The sequence below is a fragment of the Streptomyces sp. NEAU-174 genome, assembly GCF_052665095.1.
In genome coordinates this window covers 689,766-707,340 of record NZ_JBQTCE010000003.1, presented here as the reverse complement: position 1 = coordinate 707,340, position 17,575 = coordinate 689,766, and the positions used below count along the sequence as shown (strand labels likewise).

Annotated in this window: 13 protein-coding genes; 7 read left to right on the top strand and 6 right to left on the bottom strand. The window is 71.0% G+C overall.

Annotated elements, in window-relative coordinates:
• Positions 1-21 precede the first annotated feature (21 nt).
• Together ACT2CW_RS12510 and ACT2CW_RS12505 are read right to left on the bottom strand one after the other, a co-directional pair.
• Positions 22-612 carry a Uma2 family endonuclease gene (locus ACT2CW_RS12510; protein ID WP_445516564.1) on the bottom strand — a complete coding sequence of 197 codons (591 nt, stop codon included), beginning with the start codon at positions 610-612 and terminating at the stop codon, positions 22-24.
• 52 nt (positions 613-664) lie between these two features.
• Positions 665-2,107: a M1 family metallopeptidase gene (locus ACT2CW_RS12505; RefSeq protein WP_445516563.1), complete on the bottom strand. Its 1,443-nt coding sequence runs from the start codon at positions 2,105-2,107 to the stop codon at positions 665-667.
• Positions 2,108-2,430: 323 nt separating this feature from the next.
• On the opposite strand from ACT2CW_RS12505, the gene ACT2CW_RS12500 reads away from it, so the two are divergent.
• From ACT2CW_RS12500 to ACT2CW_RS12475, 6 genes are all read left to right on the top strand, one after another.
• Positions 2,431-3,183: a GntR family transcriptional regulator gene (locus ACT2CW_RS12500; RefSeq protein ID WP_182473373.1), complete on the top strand. Its 753-nt coding sequence runs from the start codon at positions 2,431-2,433 to the stop codon at positions 3,181-3,183.
• 184 nt (positions 3,184-3,367) lie between these two features.
• Positions 3,368-5,149, top strand: coding sequence for a purine-cytosine permease family protein (locus ACT2CW_RS12495; protein WP_445516562.1), 1,782 nt, complete (start codon positions 3,368-3,370; stop codon positions 5,147-5,149).
• A gap of 143 nt (positions 5,150-5,292) precedes the next feature.
• Positions 5,293-6,957: an APC family permease gene (locus tag ACT2CW_RS12490; protein ID WP_445516561.1), complete on the top strand. Its 1,665-nt coding sequence runs from the start codon at positions 5,293-5,295 to the stop codon at positions 6,955-6,957.
• Between the two features lie 147 nt (positions 6,958-7,104).
• Positions 7,105-7,290, top strand: coding sequence for an SPOR domain-containing protein (locus ACT2CW_RS12485; protein ID WP_182473370.1), 186 nt, complete (start codon positions 7,105-7,107; stop codon positions 7,288-7,290).
• A gap of 117 nt (positions 7,291-7,407) precedes the next feature.
• Positions 7,408-7,911 (top strand): (deoxy)nucleoside triphosphate pyrophosphohydrolase, encoded by a 504-nt coding sequence (locus tag ACT2CW_RS12480; protein WP_445516560.1) that lies wholly within the window; start codon positions 7,408-7,410, stop codon positions 7,909-7,911.
• 222 nt (positions 7,912-8,133) lie between these two features.
• Positions 8,134-10,854 (top strand): SpoIIE family protein phosphatase, encoded by a 2,721-nt coding sequence (locus ACT2CW_RS12475; RefSeq protein WP_445516559.1) that lies wholly within the window; start codon positions 8,134-8,136, stop codon positions 10,852-10,854.
• Between the two features lie 269 nt (positions 10,855-11,123).
• On the opposite strand, the gene ACT2CW_RS12470 is transcribed toward ACT2CW_RS12475, so the two are convergent.
• The 4 genes from ACT2CW_RS12470 to ACT2CW_RS12455 form a co-directional block, all read right to left on the bottom strand.
• Positions 11,124-11,894: a succinate dehydrogenase/fumarate reductase iron-sulfur subunit gene (locus ACT2CW_RS12470; protein WP_046084009.1), complete on the bottom strand. Its 771-nt coding sequence runs from the start codon at positions 11,892-11,894 to the stop codon at positions 11,124-11,126.
• On the bottom strand, positions 11,891-13,846 hold the full coding sequence (locus ACT2CW_RS12465) for a fumarate reductase/succinate dehydrogenase flavoprotein subunit (protein WP_445516558.1): 1,956 nt from the start codon (positions 13,844-13,846) through the stop codon (positions 11,891-11,893). The genes ACT2CW_RS12470 and ACT2CW_RS12465 overlap by 4 nt, the downstream gene beginning before the upstream one ends.
• Positions 13,847-13,862: 16 nt before the next feature.
• Positions 13,863-14,714 (bottom strand): hypothetical protein, encoded by an 852-nt coding sequence (locus ACT2CW_RS12460; RefSeq protein ID WP_164429851.1) that lies wholly within the window; start codon positions 14,712-14,714, stop codon positions 13,863-13,865.
• Between the two features lie 75 nt (positions 14,715-14,789).
• Positions 14,790-15,074 carry a hypothetical protein gene (locus ACT2CW_RS12455; protein ID WP_020868672.1) on the bottom strand — a complete coding sequence of 95 codons (285 nt, stop codon included), beginning with the start codon at positions 15,072-15,074 and terminating at the stop codon, positions 14,790-14,792.
• 307 nt (positions 15,075-15,381) lie between these two features.
• On the opposite strand from ACT2CW_RS12455, the gene ACT2CW_RS12450 reads away from it, so the two are divergent.
• Positions 15,382-17,520: an ABC transporter family substrate-binding protein gene (locus ACT2CW_RS12450; protein ID WP_445516557.1), complete on the top strand. Its 2,139-nt coding sequence runs from the start codon at positions 15,382-15,384 to the stop codon at positions 17,518-17,520.
• The last annotated feature ends 55 nt before the right edge of the window (positions 17,521-17,575 follow it).

Below are 17,575 nucleotides of genomic sequence, written 5' to 3'. Positions count from 1 at the left end.
CGCTGCGCCGGTCCGATGGCTCTACCGGCCACGCTTGTTCTTGCCGGGAGTGAGGCCGTTCAGATCGATGTCGATCTTGAACGGAACCGTCCGCTGGAGGTGGTGGCGGAAGATCCCGGCCGGGGCGTAGGCACCGGTCGGCTCGTCGAGCTCATAGACGTGGACGACGGGCACCCCGTCCTCGTCCTCGATGCACCAGTAGTGGGGAATCCCGGCTTCGGCGTACTTGCGGAGCTTGACGGTCCGGTCCCGGTGGGCCGATTCGGGGGAGACGACCTCGATCACGAGCTGCACTTCGTCCGGTGCGAACCAGGTGCGGTCACTGTCGAAGTCGGCCGTTGTCACCAGCAGATCCGGTTCGGGCCGGTTGCGCTGATCCAGCTTGATCGTCATCTCGCGGCCGACCCTCGCCTCGGCGGGTACCTGCTCCATGAGCGCGACGGTGAGCATCGTGACGAGGTGGCCGTGCCACCACCTCTGCGGGGACATCATGAAAACGAGTGCTCCGTCGATGAGCTCGGTGTGGCGCGGTGCCTCGGGGAGGCGGTCCAGGTCCTCCGCGAACCAGCCTTCCGCGCGCGGCGGGCGCATCCAGTCGGGCAGTGCGGTCATGGCTCAACGGTAGCGGTTTCGGGCGGGGGGAGGGCGCCGCCTTCCCCCGTCGTCAGGGCTTCTCCGGCTTGCCCTCGCCGTACAGCCACACGTCGAAGAGGCGGGTCAGGTCCTTGCCCGACTTCCGCTCGCACAGCTCGATGAACTGCTTGGTGTCGGCGTTACCGTGGCGGTGGTCCTTGAGCCAGGTGCGGAGGATGGTGAAGAAGGCCGTGTCGCCGACGGTCCGGCGGAGCTGGTGGAGGACCATCGCGCCGCGGCCGTAGACGGGCGGGTCGGAGACGCTGGCGACGGTCGGGGGGTCGGCGGGTGGGAAGTCCCAGATGCCCTCGCTCTCGTCGTCGGTGCCGTCGTAGAAGTCGTCGAAGATCTGCTGGGCGCTCCGGCCGTCGTGGTCCTCCTCCCACAGCCACTCGGCGTAGGTCGCGAAGCCCTCGTTGAGCCACATGTCCTTCCAGACCCGGGGCGTGACCGAATTGCCGAACCACTGGTGGGCGAGTTCGTGGACGACGAGGGCCTGGTCCGGGGCCGCGTCGAAGAACGGCTTGGTCTGGGTCTCCAGGGCGTAGCCGAGGCCGGGGAGGTGGCCGACGACGGCGCCGGTGGAGGAGAAGGGGTACGGGCCGAAGGTGCGGCTCTCCCAGGTGATGACGTCGTCGACCTGCCTGGCGATGTCCTTGGCGCCGGCGGCCTCGGTGGGGTCGACGGCCAGGTACGCCGGCAGGCCCTCGCCGGTGGTCGTCGTACGGACTCCGAAGCGGCCGATGGCGACCATGGCCAGGTAGCTCGCCATGGGCTCGCCGGTGTGCCACCGGAAGGTGGTGCGGCGGCCCCGGGTCTCCTGGCCCGTCAGCTCGCCGTTGGAGACGGCGGTGTAGCCCTGGGGAACGGTGACGGCGATGTCGTAGGCGGCCTTGTCGGAGGGGTGGTGGTTGCCGGGGAACCAGGTCATGGAGCCGGTCGGCTCGCCGAGGGCCACCGCGCCGTCGTGGGTGCGGAGCCAGCCCTCCTTCCCGGTGTCCTCGCCGGTGAGGGTCTTCGGCTCGCCGTCGTAGACGACGGTGGCCGTGAAGGTGCGGCCCTGGGGGAGGGCCGCGGCGGGGGTGAGCACCAGCTCGGTGCCGCTGCGGGCCGTCTTGGCGGGGCGGCCGTTCACCGTGGCCTTCCGCACCCGCAGCCCGGCGAGGTCGAGGTGGAAGGAGCTCAGGGCGCGGTCCGCGCGGGCGGTGATCCGGGCGGTGCCCTTGAGGTGGTGCGAGCCGGGGGTGTAGTCGAGGGCGAGACGGTAGCCCCGCACGTCGTAGCCGCCGTTGCCGAGCCGAGGGAAGAGCGCGTCCCCGACCCCGGCGCCACCCGCCCCGGCACCGGACGCCCCGCCCGCACCCTGCGCCCCGGCACCCCCGGTGCACCCCGCGCACAGGGCGATGAGCAGCACCCCGGGCGCCACCTGCGAGAAGCGCCGTCTCGCCGTGCCCGCCGCGCGTGACCTGGTCATCTCCGCTCCGGCCCGGGCGCCGCGGGTTCGGCCCACTCCGGCAGCGGTTCGTCGTCCATCTCACGTCCCTACGCTTCGGCGGCTGATCCTCAGGAGCGTAATGCGCCCGACGGGCCGAAACGTGCGGGACCGCCGATGGCACGACACCGCGTCACGGTCGCAAAGGGCGGTGCGGTGTCCGGCGTCGGGCAGCTCACCGACTTTGGGCGACTTAAACGTCGCTGAGCTGCGGTTCACCACTTCTAGTGAAGCCCTGGCCCTGAGTTGCAATCGGCAACCCTGAGTTGTCAAGCTGTTGCTGACTGTCAACCCAGGGAGTGCACGTGGCCTTTGGTGACCAGCCCGCATACCTCCGCGTCGCCGACGATCTGCGGAAGAAGATCACCGCGGGTGAGCTGCCGCCGCATGCGCGTCTCCCCTCTCAGGCCAGGATCCGGGAGGAGTACGGGGTTTCGGACACCGTGGCGCTCGAGGCGCGCAAGGTGCTGATGGCCGAGGGGCTGGTCGAGGGGCGTTCCGGGTCGGGGACGTATGTGCGGGCGCAGCCGGTGCCGCGGCGGGTGGTCCGGGGCGGGTTCCACACCGCCGGGGAGACCACGCCGTTCCGGCAGGAGCAGGCCGACGACCGGATCACCGGCGCCTGGGAGGCCGAGAGCGAGCAGGAGGAGGCCGGGGGCGAGATCGCCGGGCGGCTGGGGGTCGAGGTGGGGGAGCGGGTGATGCGCACCCGCTATGTGTTCCGGTCGCAGGGGGAGGTGGTGATGCTCTCCACCTCCTGGGAGCCGCTCGAACTCACCGGCCGTACGCCCGTGATGCTGCCCGAGGAGGGCCCGCTGGCCGGGCGCGGGGTCGTCGACCGGATGGCCGCCCTCGACCTGGTGGTGGACAACGTGGCGGAGGAGGTCGGCGCGCGCCCCGGCCGGGCCGAAGAGGTGCTGGCGCTGGGCGGGGTGCCGGGCCACTGGGTGATGGTCGTCTCGCGTACGTACTTCGCGGGCGGCCGCCCGGTGGAGACCGCCGATGTGGTGGTGCTGGCCGAGCGCTATCGGATCGGCTACCGGCTCCCGGTGAAGTGATCGTTCGCCCGCTGTCGGTGCTCGCCGATAGCCGGACGGCTCGTCTCGGCTTGTCTTACCGCGAGTTAACCGCCGCCCCGCCGCCGTAACGGTCCGGCAATGGCTCGCCGCGGCCGCGCGTCACCTGCGACTTCTACCGTCCTCGGGCGTAAACGGAACGGCCCGAGCGACAGGGGAAGCCGGTATGACGGATGCGGTCGATACGGTCACACCTGAGGCGGGAGCGCCACCACAGGCGGGAGCGCCACCACAGGCGGGAGCGCCACCACAGGCGGGAGAGCCGACAACCGCCCCGCGGCGCGGCTACGCCCGGCTGGCGGCGGACGAGAGCCGTGAGGATTACTCGCTGCGCTACGCACCCCACTCCTACCGCCGCTGGTCGCCCACCATGGTCGCCTCCACGGCGCTCGGCGGCATCGCCTATCTCGCGGACTTCGCCATCGGCGCGTCCATCGTCTTCACCTACGGCTTCACCAGCGGTATCGCCTCGATCCTCACCGCGGCGACGATCATCTTCCTGACCGGCATCCCCATCGCCCGCGCCTGTGCGACCTACGGCCTGGACATGGATCTGATCACCCGCGGCGCCGGATTCGGCTACTTCGGCTCGACGTTGACCTCGCTGATCTACGCCAGCTTCACCTTCATCTTCTTCGCGCTGGAGGGCTCGATCATGGCGCAGGCCCTGCATCAGGCCCTCCATATCCCGCTGCCGGTCGGCTATCTGCTGACCACCCTCATCGTGATCCCGATCGTCTTCCGCGGTATGGGCGCGCTCGCCAAGGTGCAGGCGTGGACCCAGCCGATCTGGCTGATCGGGCTCGCCCTGCCGTTCGTGGTGCTGGCCTTCGAGGCGCCGGACTCCTGGGGCGCGTTCGCCTCCTTCGGCGGGACCGAGGGCGCGGGCTCGGGTTTCGACTGGATCGGATACGGCCTGGGCACGGGTGTCGCGCTCTCGCTGATCGCACAGATCGGTGAGCAGGCCGACTATCTGCGGTTCATGCCCGCGAAGACCGATGAGAACCGGCGGCGCTGGAATCTGGCGGTCCTGGCCGCCGGCCCCGGCTGGGTGGTCATCGGCGCGGCCAAGCAGATCGGTGGCGCCTTCCTCGCGTTCGTGGCGCTCGGCGCGGTCGGCGAGACCCATGCGCTGGAGCCCATCGCCCCGCAGATCGAGGCGCTGAAGCCCTGGCTGGGCTCGGTCGCGCTGCCCGCCGCCGCGCTCTTCGTGGTGGTCTCCCAGATCAAGATCAATGTGACCAACGCCTACAGCGGCTCGCTGTCCTGGTCCAACTTCTTCTCCCGGGTCACCCACCGCCACCCCGGCCGGGTCTGGTACATCTTCCTCAACCTCGCCATCGCGCTGGCGCTGATGGAGATGAACATGTTCGCGGCGCTCAACAAGCTGCTGGGCTTCTACTCCAACGTCGGCATCGCCTGGATAGCCGCCGTCGCCGCCGATCTGGTCATCAACAAGCCGCTCGGGCTGAGCCCGAAGTACATCGAGTTCAAGCGGGCGTATCTGCATCCCGTGAACCCCGCCGGATTCGGTGCGATGGCGATCGCGTCGGCGGTCTCGATCGTCGCCTTCTTCGGGGTCTTCGGGGAGGTGGCCGAGGCGTTCTCGACCTTCATCGCCTGCGGTCTCGCGCTGGTGCTCTGCCCGCTGCTGGCCTGGCTCACCGGGGGCCGCTACTACCTGGCCCGGAAGAACCCGGTGAACGGGCCCGGTGCCGACGTCCCGGACATCACCGCCACCCACGTGTGCGCCTCGTGCGAGACGGCGTACGAACTGCCGGACATCGCCGACTGCCCGGTACGGGCGGGGGCCGTCTGCTCGCTGTGCTGCTCGCTGGACGCCGAGTGCGGGGATGTGTGCCGCAAGGCGCCCACGGGTGAGCCGGTGCTGATGCCGCTTCCCACGGTGGGCGGCCCCGCTGTGGGCGGCCCCTCCGCGAGTACGTGAGCTGAGCGCGGTTCCCGCGCAGTCTGTTGCAAAACTCACATCAGTGCAGGTGAAAGGGGTTACTGGAAGGGGGCCCTCCATTTCGCTCTTACGATGGACCGGTTTGTGTCCGGTCGTCGGGGGGCGAAAGGAGTGCCAGGAACTTGAGCACGGAGCAGGGTTCCCACTCGCACTATCGAAGGTCACTCGGACCGGTGGCCCTCACCGCCGTGGGTCTCGGGTCGATCATCGGCTCCGGCTGGCTGTTCGGCGCCGAGCGCGCCGCCGCGCTGGCCGGGCCCGCCGCCATTCTGGCCTGGGTGATCGGCGCCGCCGTGGCCCTGACCATCGCCCTGACCTACTCCGAGCTGGGTTCGATGTTCCCCAAGGCCGGGGGCATGGTCCGGTACGGCCAGTACTCGCACGGGTCGCTGGCCGGATATCTGGCCGCCTGGGCCAACTGGATCGCCATCGTCTCGGTGATCCCGGGTGAGGCCACCGCCTCCGTGCAGTACATGTCCTCCTGGGACTTCGGCTGGGCCAAGGCGCTGTACGACGGGAAGGAGCTGACCGGCAGCGGTGTCGCGCTCGCGTCCGTGCTGCTGCTCTTCTACTTCTTCCTCAACTGGTTCGCGATCACCCTCTTCGCGAAGACCAACACCGCGATCACCGTGTTCAAGGTGGTCGTGCCGACCCTGACCGCCGGCGCGCTGCTGCTGTCGCACTTCGACACCGGCAATGTCACCGGCAACGGCGGCTTCACGCCCAACGGCTGGAGCTCCGTGTTCACCGCGGTCGCCGTCTCCGGCATCGTCTGGGCCTACAACGGCTTCCAGTCGCCGCTCAACATGGCGGGCGAGGCCCGTGAGCCGGGGAAGTCGCTGCCCAAGGCCGTCATCAGCTCGATCCTCATCGCGCTGGTGATCTACGTCGCGCTACAGATCGCCTTCCTGACCGCCGTCCCTGCCGCCGATCTGAAGCACGGCGGCTGGTCCGGGCTCTCCTTCAACTCCCCGCTCGCCGATCTCTCCCTGGCCTGGGGCCTGAACTGGCTGGCGATGCTGCTGTACGCGGACGCCTTCATCTCCCCGTCCGGCACCGGCATGATCTACGCGGCCACCACCTCGCGCATGATCCAGGGCGTCCAGGAGAACGGCCATCTGCCGGGGATCTTCGGCAAGGTCGACCCCAAGACCGGCATTCCGCGCCCGGCGCTGCTGCTCAACCTGGGGATCGCCTTCCTCTTCCTCGCGGTCTTCCGCGGCTGGGGCTCGCTCGCCGAGATCGTCTCCGTCGCGACCGTGATCTCGTACATCACCGGTCCGGTGGCCGTGATGTCGCTGCGCCGCCTCTCGCCGGAGCTGCCGCGCCCGGTGCGGCTGCGCGCGATGCCGGTGATCGCGCCGATCGCGATGGTCTTCGGCTCGCTGGTGCTGTACTGGGCCCGCTGGCCGCTCACCGGCAAGGTCATCTTCATCATGGCGATCGGGCTGCCGGTCTGGGCCTGGTACGAGCTGCGCAAGCCGTGGGCGGAGCTGCGGCCGCATCTGGCCGCCGGTGCCTGGATGGTCACGTATCTGCTCGTCATGGCGGCGGTGTCGTGGGCCGGCGGCAAGGACTTCGGCGGCCGCGGCTATCTGCCGGGCGGCTGGGACATCGTGATCGTCGCGCTGATCGGGCTGGCCTTCTACTTCTGGGGCGTACGCAGCGCATGGCGCAATCCGACGCTGCTGGAGGCCGAGCGCGAGCTGGGCGCCACCCCGGCCGACGAGGCGGGCGAGGGCGAGGGCGGCGACGGCGACCGGGTGAAGGTCGAAGTCGGCGTCTGAGACATGGCCGGATGAGTGCCTCCTTGTAAGAACACGTATCCGCTGCGTGAAGGTAGGGCGTAGGCTCGGGCATATGCGGATCGGGATTTCCTTAACGGTGTCGCGGAGTCGTGCGCCCGGGCGCGCCACAGCGGAGGGGGCGGGGAGATGAGTGACGGGAACGCCGTGCTGCCCTGGCTCGTGATCCGCCAGGACCACAACGGCAACCGCTACCGCGTCGGGCGCTACGCCACCAGGACGGAGGCCCAGGAGGTGGCCGACCGCCTGGAGGGTGAGGGCCAGGAGCAGCTGTACGTGGTCGAGCGGACCGCCGCGTCCCGTCAGTCCGGTTAGCCCGAGTCCGGCCAGTTCGAGTCCGGTTGGCCCGAGTCCGGCCAGCCTCTTCCAGAGCCCTGGGGCGCTCCCGCCCCGGGGCTCCGGTGTGCTTCCGCGCAGGCTAGGGTGCGGATCATGAGCGTGCGTGTGGTGGTCGGCGGAGCGGTGTTCGACCGGGGACGGCTGCTGGCCGCGCGGCGCAGCGCCCCGCCCGAGCTCGCGGGCCGCTGGGAGCTGCCCGGCGGCAAGGCCGAGCCGGGGGAGACCCCGCGGGCCGCGCTCGTCCGCGAACTGCGCGAGGAGCTCGGGGTCGAGGTCGAGCCGCTCGAACCGCTGCCGGGGGAGTGGCCCCTCAAGCCCGGCTTTGTGCTGCGGGTATGGACCGCGGCCCTGCGCTCCGGTGAGCCGCGTCCGCTCCAGGACCACGACGAGCTGCGCTGGCTCCCCCCGGACCGGGTGGACGAGGTGGACTGGCTGGACGAGGACCGCCCCGCGGTGGCGGAGGCCGTCCGCCGCCTGCGCGCGGGCGATGCCGGGTCGGCTGGTGCCGGGGCGTCAGGCGCCGGGTCGGGCGATGCCGGGGCGTCAGGCGCCGGGGCGTCCGAGCCCGCCGAGGGGACCCGTCCACGCACTTCCTGAGAACGTCCCGCACGGGAAAATCCATGGGGTTCGAGCCGCCTCCGTCTGGTTAGGAGTGAGGGGGAGCGCTGATCATGAGCGCTTCACCAAAAGCCGGGACGGACTCTGATGGCGGGCTGAGATAGTGCTGTGATCGTGAAGACCGTACTCGGGATGGCCGAAGTGCTGGATACTCGGCTATCTGAAGCCGGTCGGAGCACCTGAGCCGGAGGGGACGGGCGCATGAGCGAGAAGCCAGCGGGAGCTGATATGCCCGAGGAGACGGTGGGTTCGCAGGTGTCGCCGATGTCACAGGAGTCCTCCGTGTCGGACATGTCGTCCATGTCCTCGATGTCGGCGGTGTGGCAGAGCAGTCCTCCCGGCTCGATCTATGACTACATCCGGGTCGCCTCCTTCGCGCTCGGGCCCGACGGCCGGATCGCGCAGTGGAGCGAACGGGCCGCGGAATTGCTGGGGCTGACGGCGAGCCAGGCCATCGGCAAGGATCCGGTGGAGGCGTTCGTACCGCCGGAGTACCAGGAGACGGGCCAGCGCGCGGTGGCCGACATCCTCGACGGCCGGGAGTGGACCGGGCTGGTCCCCTACCGTAACCCCCGGACGCCGAGCGGGCATGGCATCGCCGAGGTCTATGTGATGCCCGCTCAGGACGAGCACGGGAAGCGGGCCGCGCTCTGTATCGCGGTGGACGTCAGCGCGTTGCGCGGGCTGGAAACCGATCTTGCTTCTTCACAGGCCGTTTTCGGTCAATCTCCGCTCGGCTTCTTCCTCTTCGGGACCGATCTGCGGATCCTCCGCGTCAATGAGCGCTTTGCCAAGGTTTTCGGCCGCCCCACCGAGGAGTACCGCGGTACGACCCCGCACGATCTGCTGCCGCGCGGCGAGGCCGACCGGCTGGCCGCCGCGCTGCGCCAGGTCCTGGACTCCGGGCAGTCGCTGACCGATATGCCCATCGTGGGCCAGGCGCCGGGCAGCCCCGACCGCCGCCGCTGGTCGGTCTCGCTCTACCGGCTGCACAGCGGCTCCGGCCGCCCCATCGGCGTCGCCGGGCTCGCCACGGATGTCACCGGCCGCCGCCGCGCCGAACAGGAGGCCGCGGGCGTACGGCGCAATCTTGCGCTGCTGAACGAGGCCGGGGCCCGAATAGGCACCTCGCTCGACCTGGAGACCACCGCCCGCGAACTGCTGGACGTGGCCGTACCGCAGTTCTGCGACCTGGCCTCGGTCGACCTCTACCAGGGGCTGCTCTCCGGTGACGAGACCCCGCCCGGGCTCGCCGACGGCAGCGCCGAGCTGCGCCGCGTCGCCTTCGCCAGCGCGGTCTCCGACGGCCCGGTCGCCTTCGGCGACATCTGCCGCGTCAACACGGTGGAGGACCCCAAGCCCATCCAGGTCGGCGAGGTGCACCGCTACCCCTTCAACTCGCTGTGCGCCCACGCCCTGCGCACCGCCCAGGTCCGCGTCGTCCCCGGGCGGGACGGCAGCGAGGCCCTGGAGCTCGGGGCCATGCTCCAGTCCACCCTCGTGGTGCCGATGGTCGCGCGGGACACCGTCGTCGGCCTGGCCCAGTTCTCCCGCACCAAGGGCAGCGAGCCGTTCGGCGAACGGGACCGCGCGCTCGCCGTCGAGCTGGCCGCCCGCGCCGCCGTGAGCATCGACAACGCCCGGCTGTACCGCAGAGAACATGAACGCGCGCTGATACTCCAGCGCAGTCTGCTCCCGCCCGGCGACCCGGAGGCCGCCGGGCTCGATATCGCCTGCCGCTATCTGCCGGGGAACGCGGCGACCGAGGTGGGCGGCGACTGGTTCGACGTGATCGAGCTGCCCGGGCACCGCACCGCGCTGGTCGTCGGCGACGTGATGGGGCGGGGGCTGCGCGCCGCCGTGGCCATGGGCGAGCTGCGCACCGCCGTACGCACCCTCGCCCTGCTCGACCTGGAGCCCGCCGAGGTGCTCTCCGCGCTGGACGAGATCGCCCGGGGCCTCGGCACACCGGGCGGCTCGCACGCCGGCGCGCGGTCCGGCTCGCGCGCCCTCATGCGCGACGGCAAGGCCGCCGAGGACTCCTCCGATCTGACCGAGGTCTACCTCGCCACCTGCGTCTACGCCGTCTACGACCCGGTCACCCGGCGCTGCACGTTCGCCAACGCCGGGCATCCGCCCCCCGTCCTCGTGGAGCCGGGCGAGGGCGCCCTGCTGATGGAGGTCCCGCCCGGACTGCCGCTCGGCGTGGGCGGCGAGCCGTTCGAGGAGATCGAGGTCGAGCTACCCGACGGCGCGCTGCTGGCCCTCTACACCGACGGTCTGGTCGAGTCCCGCGACCACACCCTCGACGAGGGGCTCCACGCCCTGCGCGCGGCCCTCAACACCCCGGACGGCGCCGATGGCGGGAACGCCGCGGCCGGATCGGCCGGATCGGCCGGATCCCTCGAGGACGTCTGCGACCACGTTCTGAGCACCCTCGACACCCACCACGGCGAGGACGACATCGCCCTGCTGATGGCCCGGGTGCAGGGCCTGTCGGCCGAGTCGGTCGGCGACTGGCACCTCCCCAGCGCCCCGCAGTCCGTGGGCCGGGCCCGCGAACTGGCCCGGGAGCAGCTGGAGTCCTGGGGCCTGGACGATCTGGTGGACACCACGGAGCTGCTGGTCAGCGAGCTGGTGACCAACGCCCTGCGGTACGGCGAGGGCGAGATCCGGCTGCGGCTGCTGCTGGACCGCACGCTGGTGTGCGAGGTCTGGGACGGCGGTCTGGTGCAGCCTCGGCGGCGGCGCGCCCGGGACACGGACGAGGGTGGGCGCGGGCTTCAGCTGGTCGGGCTGCTCAGTGCGGGCTGGGGCAGCCGCAGGACCCCGCTCGGCAAGACCGTCTGGTTCGAGCTGGCCCTTCCGGATGGCCAGCCCTCGGGGCCGGACTCGGTGGAGGCGCTGCTCAGCCTGTGGTGACGGGCTACGGCCGGTTGCGGCGGGCCCTGACGGCAGCGGGCCCGCGACACGAAGCGCGGGGAGCGCTACTGCTGACGGCGGATCTTTCCCCACCCCGCCCCTTCCCGAAACCGGGGCTCCGCCCCAGACCCCGGGGCCAGGCGCCGAACTGGGGCTCCGCCCCAGACCCCGGGGGTCAGGGGCGAAGCCCCACCTTCCAGCCCCTCCGGCGATTGAGGAGCGGGGTCTGGGGCGGAGCCCCAGTTTCGGGGAGTAGCCCGCCGCAGGCGTCACTCGCCCCGGCGGCGGATCTTGTTGCCGAGCCAGACCAGCGGATCGTACTTACGGTCCGCCGCCCGCTCCTTCAGCGGGATCAGCGCATTGTCGGTGATCTTGATCTGCTCGGGGCAGACCTCCGTACAGCACTTGGTGATGTTGCAGTAGCCCAGCCCGTGCTCCTCCTGCGCAGTGCTCTTGCGGTCAAGACCGGTCTCGGCCGCCGCGTCCAGCGGATGCATGTCCAGCTCCGCGACCCGCATCAGGAACCGCGGCCCGGCGAACGCCTCCTTGTTCTCCTCGAAGTCCCGCACCACATGGCAGGTGTCCTGGCACAGGAAGCACTCGATGCACTTGCGGAACTCCTGCGACCGGCCCACGTCCTCCTGCCACATCCGGTACTCGCCCGGACCCAGCCCCTCCGGGGGCACGAAGGACGGCACCTCACGGGCCTTGGTGTAGTTGAACGACACATCCGTCACCAGGTCCCGCACCACCGGGAAGGCCCGCAGCGGGGTGATGGTGATCGTCTCGTTCCGTTCGAACACCGACATCCGGGTCATGCACAGCAGCCGGGGCCGGCCGTTGACCTCGGCGCTGCACGAACCGCATTTGCCCGCCTTGCAGTTCCAGCGGACCGCCAGGTCGGGGGCCTGGGTGGCTTGCAGCCGGTGGACGATGTCGAGTACGACCTCGCCGTCGTTGACCTCGACGTGGAAGTCCTTCAGACCGCCGCCGTCCTGGTCGCCCCGCCACACCCGGAAGTGGGCCTCGTACGCACTCACTGGGTCAGCTCCTCGTCCGTCAGGTACTTCACCAGCTCGTCCTTCTCGAACAGGTTCAGCAGGTCGGGCCGGATGGGCGGCATCTCACGCCGCTCGAGCCGGATCTGGCCGTGCCCGGTGTCAGGGGCCGCGAGACCGCCCGAGGGGTCGGAGAGCCGGCAGACCAGATTGAGCCGCCGCCATTCGCGGTCCATCTCGGGGCAGTCGTCGCGGGTGTGCCCGCCGCGGCTCTCGGTCCGCTCCAGCGCGGCGCGCGCCACGCACTCGCTGACCAGCAGCATGTTCCGCAGATCGATCGCCAGGTGCCAGCCGGGGTTGAACTGCCGGTGGCCCTCGACCCCGGCACGGCGCGCCCGGACCCGCAGACTGGCCAGCCGGTGCAGCGCCTCCTCCATCTCCTCGGCTTTGCGGATGATCCCCACCAGGTCGTTCATCGACTGCTGGAGCTCCTGGTGGAGGGTGTACGGGTTCTCCGGCGGCCCGGCCGGGCCCGCCGTTTCGTCCGGCTCACCGGCCTCGGCGCTGAACGGGCGCAGCGCCTCGGCCGCCGCCAGGTCCAGCTGCGCCTCGTCCGGCACCGGACGGGTGCCCGAGTCCGCGATCTCCCGGGCGTAGCGGGCCGCGTGGAGCCCGGCGCGGCGCCCGAAGACCAGCAGGTCGGAGAGGGAGTTGCCGCCGAGCCGGTTGGAGCCGTGCATTCCGCCCGCGACCTCGCCCGCGGCGAAGAGACCGGGCACGCCGGTGGCGGCCGCGGTGTCCGGGTCGACGTCCACCCCGCCCATCACGTAGTGACAGGTGGGGCCCACCTCCATGGGCTCGGCGGTGATGTCGACGTCCGCGAGCTCCTTGAACTGGTGGTGCATCGAGGGCAGCCGCCGCTTGATGACCTCGGCGGGCATCCGGGTGGAGACGTCGAGGAAGACCCCGCCGTGCGGGGAGCCCCGGCCCGCCTTCACCTCGGCGTTGATGGCGCGGGCCACCTCGTCGCGGGGGAGCAGCTCGGGCGGGCGGCGGTTGTGGTCCGGGTCCTCGTACCAGCGGTCGGCCTCGTCCTCGGACTGGGCGTACTTCTCCTTGAAGACGTCCGGGATGTAGTCGAACATGAACCGCTTGCCCTCGCTGTTGCGCAGCACCCCGCCGTCGCCGCGCACCGACTCGGTGACCAGGATCCCCTTCACCGAGGGCGGCCAGACCATACCGGTCGGGTGGAACTGCACGAACTCCATGTTGATCAGCGGGGCGCCCGCGAGCAGCGCCAGCGAGTGGCCGTCGCCGGTGTACTCCCAGGAGTTGGAGGTCACCTTGAAGGACTTGCCGATACCGCCGGTGGCCAGCACCACGGCCGGGGCCTCCAGGGCGAAGAAACGGCCCGATTCGCGCTCGTAGCCGAAGACCCCGGCGACCCGGTCGCCGTCCTTGACGATCCGGGTGACCGTGCACTCCTGGAAGATCTTCAGCCGGGACTCGTAGTCGCTGGTGGCGGCCTTGTCCTCCTGCTGAAGGGAGACGATCTTCTGCTGGAGGGTGCGGATCAGCTCCAGGCCGGTGCGGTCCCCGACATGGGCGAGCCGGGGGTACTCATGGCCGCCGAAGTTCCGCTGGGAGATCTTGCCCTCCGGGGTGCGGTCGAAGAGCGCGCCCCAGGTCTCCAGCTCCCAGACCCGGTCCGGGGCCTCCTGGGCGTGCAGCTCGGCCATCCGCCAGTGGTTGAGGAACTTGCCTCCGCGCATGGTGTCGCGGAAGTGCACCTGCCAGTTGTCGCGCTCGTTGACGTTGCCCATGCTGGCGGCGATGCCGCCCTCGGCCATCACCGTATGGGCCTTGCCGAACAGCGACTTGCAGATGACGGCGCAGCGCATGCCCTGCTCGCGGGCCTCGATCGCGGCACGCAGCCCGGCGCCGCCCGCGCCGATCACGACCACGTCCCACGCCTGCCGCTCGACTTGCGTCATCGGATGAGCACCTCTCCTAGAAAAAGCGGGGATCGTCGAAGGCGCCGCTCGCCACCAGGTAGACGTAGAAGTCCGCGACGGCGACGCTGATGAGAGAGGCCCAGGCCAGCTGCATATGGCGTGCGTTGAGCCCGCTCACCCAGCCCCAGAGCCGATAGCGCACCGGATGCCGGGAGAAGTGCTTCAGCCGGCCGCCGACGATATGGCGGCAGGAGTGGCAGGAGAGGGTGTACGCCCAGATCAGCACGATGTTGGCGAGCAGCACCAGGGTGCCCAGGCCCATATGGCCCCAGCGGCCGTGCTCGTCCCGGAAGCCGAGCACGGTGTCATAGGTGAGGATCCCCGCGACGATCACCGCGAAGTAGAAGAAATAGCGGTGGATGTTCTGAAGGATCAGCGGGAAGCGGGTCTCGCCGGTGTACTTGGCGCGCGGCTCGGCGACCGCGCAGGCGGGCGGCGAGGCCCAGAAGCCCCGGTAATACGCCTTGCGGTAGTAGTAGCAGGTGAGCCGGAACCCCAGCGGGAAGATCAGGATCAGCAGCGCCGGGGACAGGCCCCACCACGCGCCGAAGATCTCCCAGTTGGCGCCGCCCTTCATGGGCACGCAGTTCTGGGCGACGCAGGGCGAGTAGAAGGGGGAGACGTACGGCTCGGCGTAGTAGTCGTCCCCCGCGAAGGCCCGCCAGGTCGAGTAGACGATGAACGCGAACAGTCCGGCGGCGGTGATGGCGGGGGAGAGCCACCAGCGGTCGCTGCGCAGATGGCGGCCGGGGATGGCGGCGCGCGAGGGGCTGTGCACGCCGTGCGGGGCCGTACCGGAGCCTGCGGGTGCGGGCGTGGTGGCTTGGGGGTCGGTGCCTGTGGCCAAGGGGAACTCCGCGGTGGAGTGGTATGGGGGGACGGTGGGGATGCGCCCCGTGACGGGAGGCGCTCCGGCCCGTCCCTAGGGCGCGTGGCGATCTCGCGCGCCGAGGCCCTCGTCGTCGACGTCCGACCACAGCGCACTGTCGTACGGGGCGTCGGGGACCGGAACCATTTCGGGGCGTGATCGCTCCACGGGAGCCGTCTCGCGCAGCAGGGCGAGGCTCTCGCGCAGGTGGTCCGCGTCGGTGCGGACCCGGCGTATCTCCAGCCCGCCGGCGCCCACCCGCTGCTCCAGCCGGGAGACGGAACGGACCAGGTCATCGAGACAGCGCTGGACGGCCGTCAAGTCGTCGTTCAAGGACATGACTTGCCCTCACTTCCGCGGTTGCGGTTGGCGACGCTCATGCGACAGCGAGTGTTACGCGCCACGGTCCTGGTTGTGAAGGGATCTGTCGGGATTGGCGCCGTCACCGGCGGGATTCCGCCGCCGCGCGCCGGAGTGCGCGCCCGCCGCATTGATCCGGGCGGGTGATCCTTTCCCCTCATGGCCGTCTCCATGGCCCTCTCGGCGTGCTGTCCCGTGAACCGTCGCTTTGAGTGAGGAGTATATGCGATCAGCGTCACACTATGCCAAATGCGCATATTTCCGTCACCCTGCGGAGGTACGAGCCATGCCGATCACCAGGAGCCGCCGCGCCATGCTGCTCGCCGCGGGAGTGATGCTGCCGCTGCCCGTACTGACCGGTTGCAGCTCGGAGGACGACGGCCCGCCGCCGCGCGCCGCCTGGGACATCGCCTCCGCACCCCGCTCCGGGACCGCCGGCACCGGCACCCTGCGCTGGGCCCTGGACGCGGCGCCCACCACGCTCAACGCCTTCCAGAAGACCGCGGACACGGGCACCCAGCGGATCGCGGGCGCCGTGCTGCCCTCCCTCTACACCCTCGACGCCCGCGGCCGCCCCCAGCGCAACGGCGACTATCTGGCCTCCGCCGACGTCACCTCGACCGATCCCAAGCAGGTCGTGGTCTTCAAGCTCAACCCCAAGGCGGTGTGGAGCGACGGGCGCCCGATCGGCGCGGAGGACTTCCAGGCCCAGTGGAAGGCGCTGCGCGGCACCGACGACAAGTACGGGACGGCGCGCAACGCCGGCTACGACCGGATCGCCAAGGTCGAACCGGGGGACAAGGAGCACGAGGTCAAGGTCACGTTCGCCAAGCCGTACACCGACTGGCGCTCGCTGTTCACGCCGCTGTACCCGAAGAGCGTGATGGGCAACCCGGCGGTCTTCACGGCGGCGGCGAACAAGGGGCTCGCGGTCGGCGCCGGGCCCTTCATGGTCCGCGAGGTGACGGACTCCGAGGTCACCCTCGTCCGCAACCCCCGCTGGTGGGGCGACCGGGCGCGGCTGAGCCGGCTGGTCTTCCAGGCGGTCCCGGCCGAGAAGCGGGCCGAGGCGCTGGTCGCCGGGCGGCTGGACCTGGCCGAGGTGGACCGGACCACCGCCCGGCGCATCCAGGCCACCGCCCCGGACAAGCAGGCCGCGGGCGGCAGGCGGGGCTCCTCGTCCGCCTCGGGCAAGGCGGGGGCGCCGGAGGCGTCTACCGGGGGCCGGGAGGCGGCGGAGGCGACGCGTACGGGGGCGGGGCCCACCGGGACCGGGACGGCGGGGGAGGAGGCGGGAGCCCGGGCAGGGGCCACCGGCGACACCGACAAGAACCGGTCGCGGACCCGGACCCAGACCCGGGCGCTGAGCAGGTTCACCCTGCGCAAGGCACTGGACCCCGGCTACACCCAGCTCGCCCTGAACGGCACCAAGGGCCCGCTCGCCGATGAGCGGGTGCGCCGCGCGGTGGCCCGCGCGATCGACCGGAAGGCCCTGGCGAAGCTGGTGCTCAAGCCGGTGGGGCTGCCGTCGGAGCCGCTCGGAAACCATCTGCTGATGGCGGGCCAGCCGGGCTACAAGGACCACAGCGGCGCCCTCGGCGACCCGGACACCAACGCCGCGCAGTCGCTGCTCGCCGACGCGGGCTGGCGGGCGGGCGGCACCAGCCGGCAGAAGGCGCTGGACGGCAAGACGGACGACCGGGGCAGGCGGCAGAGCGCCCCGATCGCCACGGAGAGCGCGGCGAACGAGAGCGCCCCGACCGCCACCGAGAGCTCCACGAGTCCCGCCACCGAGAGCGCCTCCGGCGCCGCATCCCCCACCGCCTCCGGCTCCGGCGCCCCACCCGCGGCCGGTGACGCCGGGCGGTCCGGACGGCTCCGGGAGACGGCGGTCGTACGGAAGAAGGGCCGGCCGCTGGTGCTGCGCTTCGTCCTCCCCGACGACCAGACCGGCGCCCGGCTGGGCACGGTCGGCGAGCGCATCGCGCGGATGCTGGAGAAGATCGGCGTACGGACCGAGATCACGAAGGTCTCCGGGGAGAGATACTTCCGGGACCACATCGCCACCGGCGACTACGACCTGGCCCTCTACTCCTGGCCCGCGTCCGCGTACCCGGCCACCGACGCCCGCCCCATCTACGCCAAGCCGCAGCCCGCGGCCGATGGCTCCCTGGTCGTCGAGCAGAACTACACCCGGGTGGGCACCGACCAGATCGACCAGCTCTTCGACCAGGCACTCTCGGAGCTGGACGGCGGCGCCTCGCGCTCGCTGGTCAGCCGGGCGGACGCGCGGATCTGGGCGGCGGCCGGATCGATTCCGCTCTATCAGCGGCCCCAGCTGGTCGCGATGCGCAAGGGTCTGGTCAACGCGGGCGCCTTCGGCTTCGCCACCCCCCGCTACCAGGACATCGGCTTCCGCCGCTAAGGGGTATCCACCGGCCCGCACCGCCCGCGGCGGGCCACTCCGCCCCGGGGCGGGG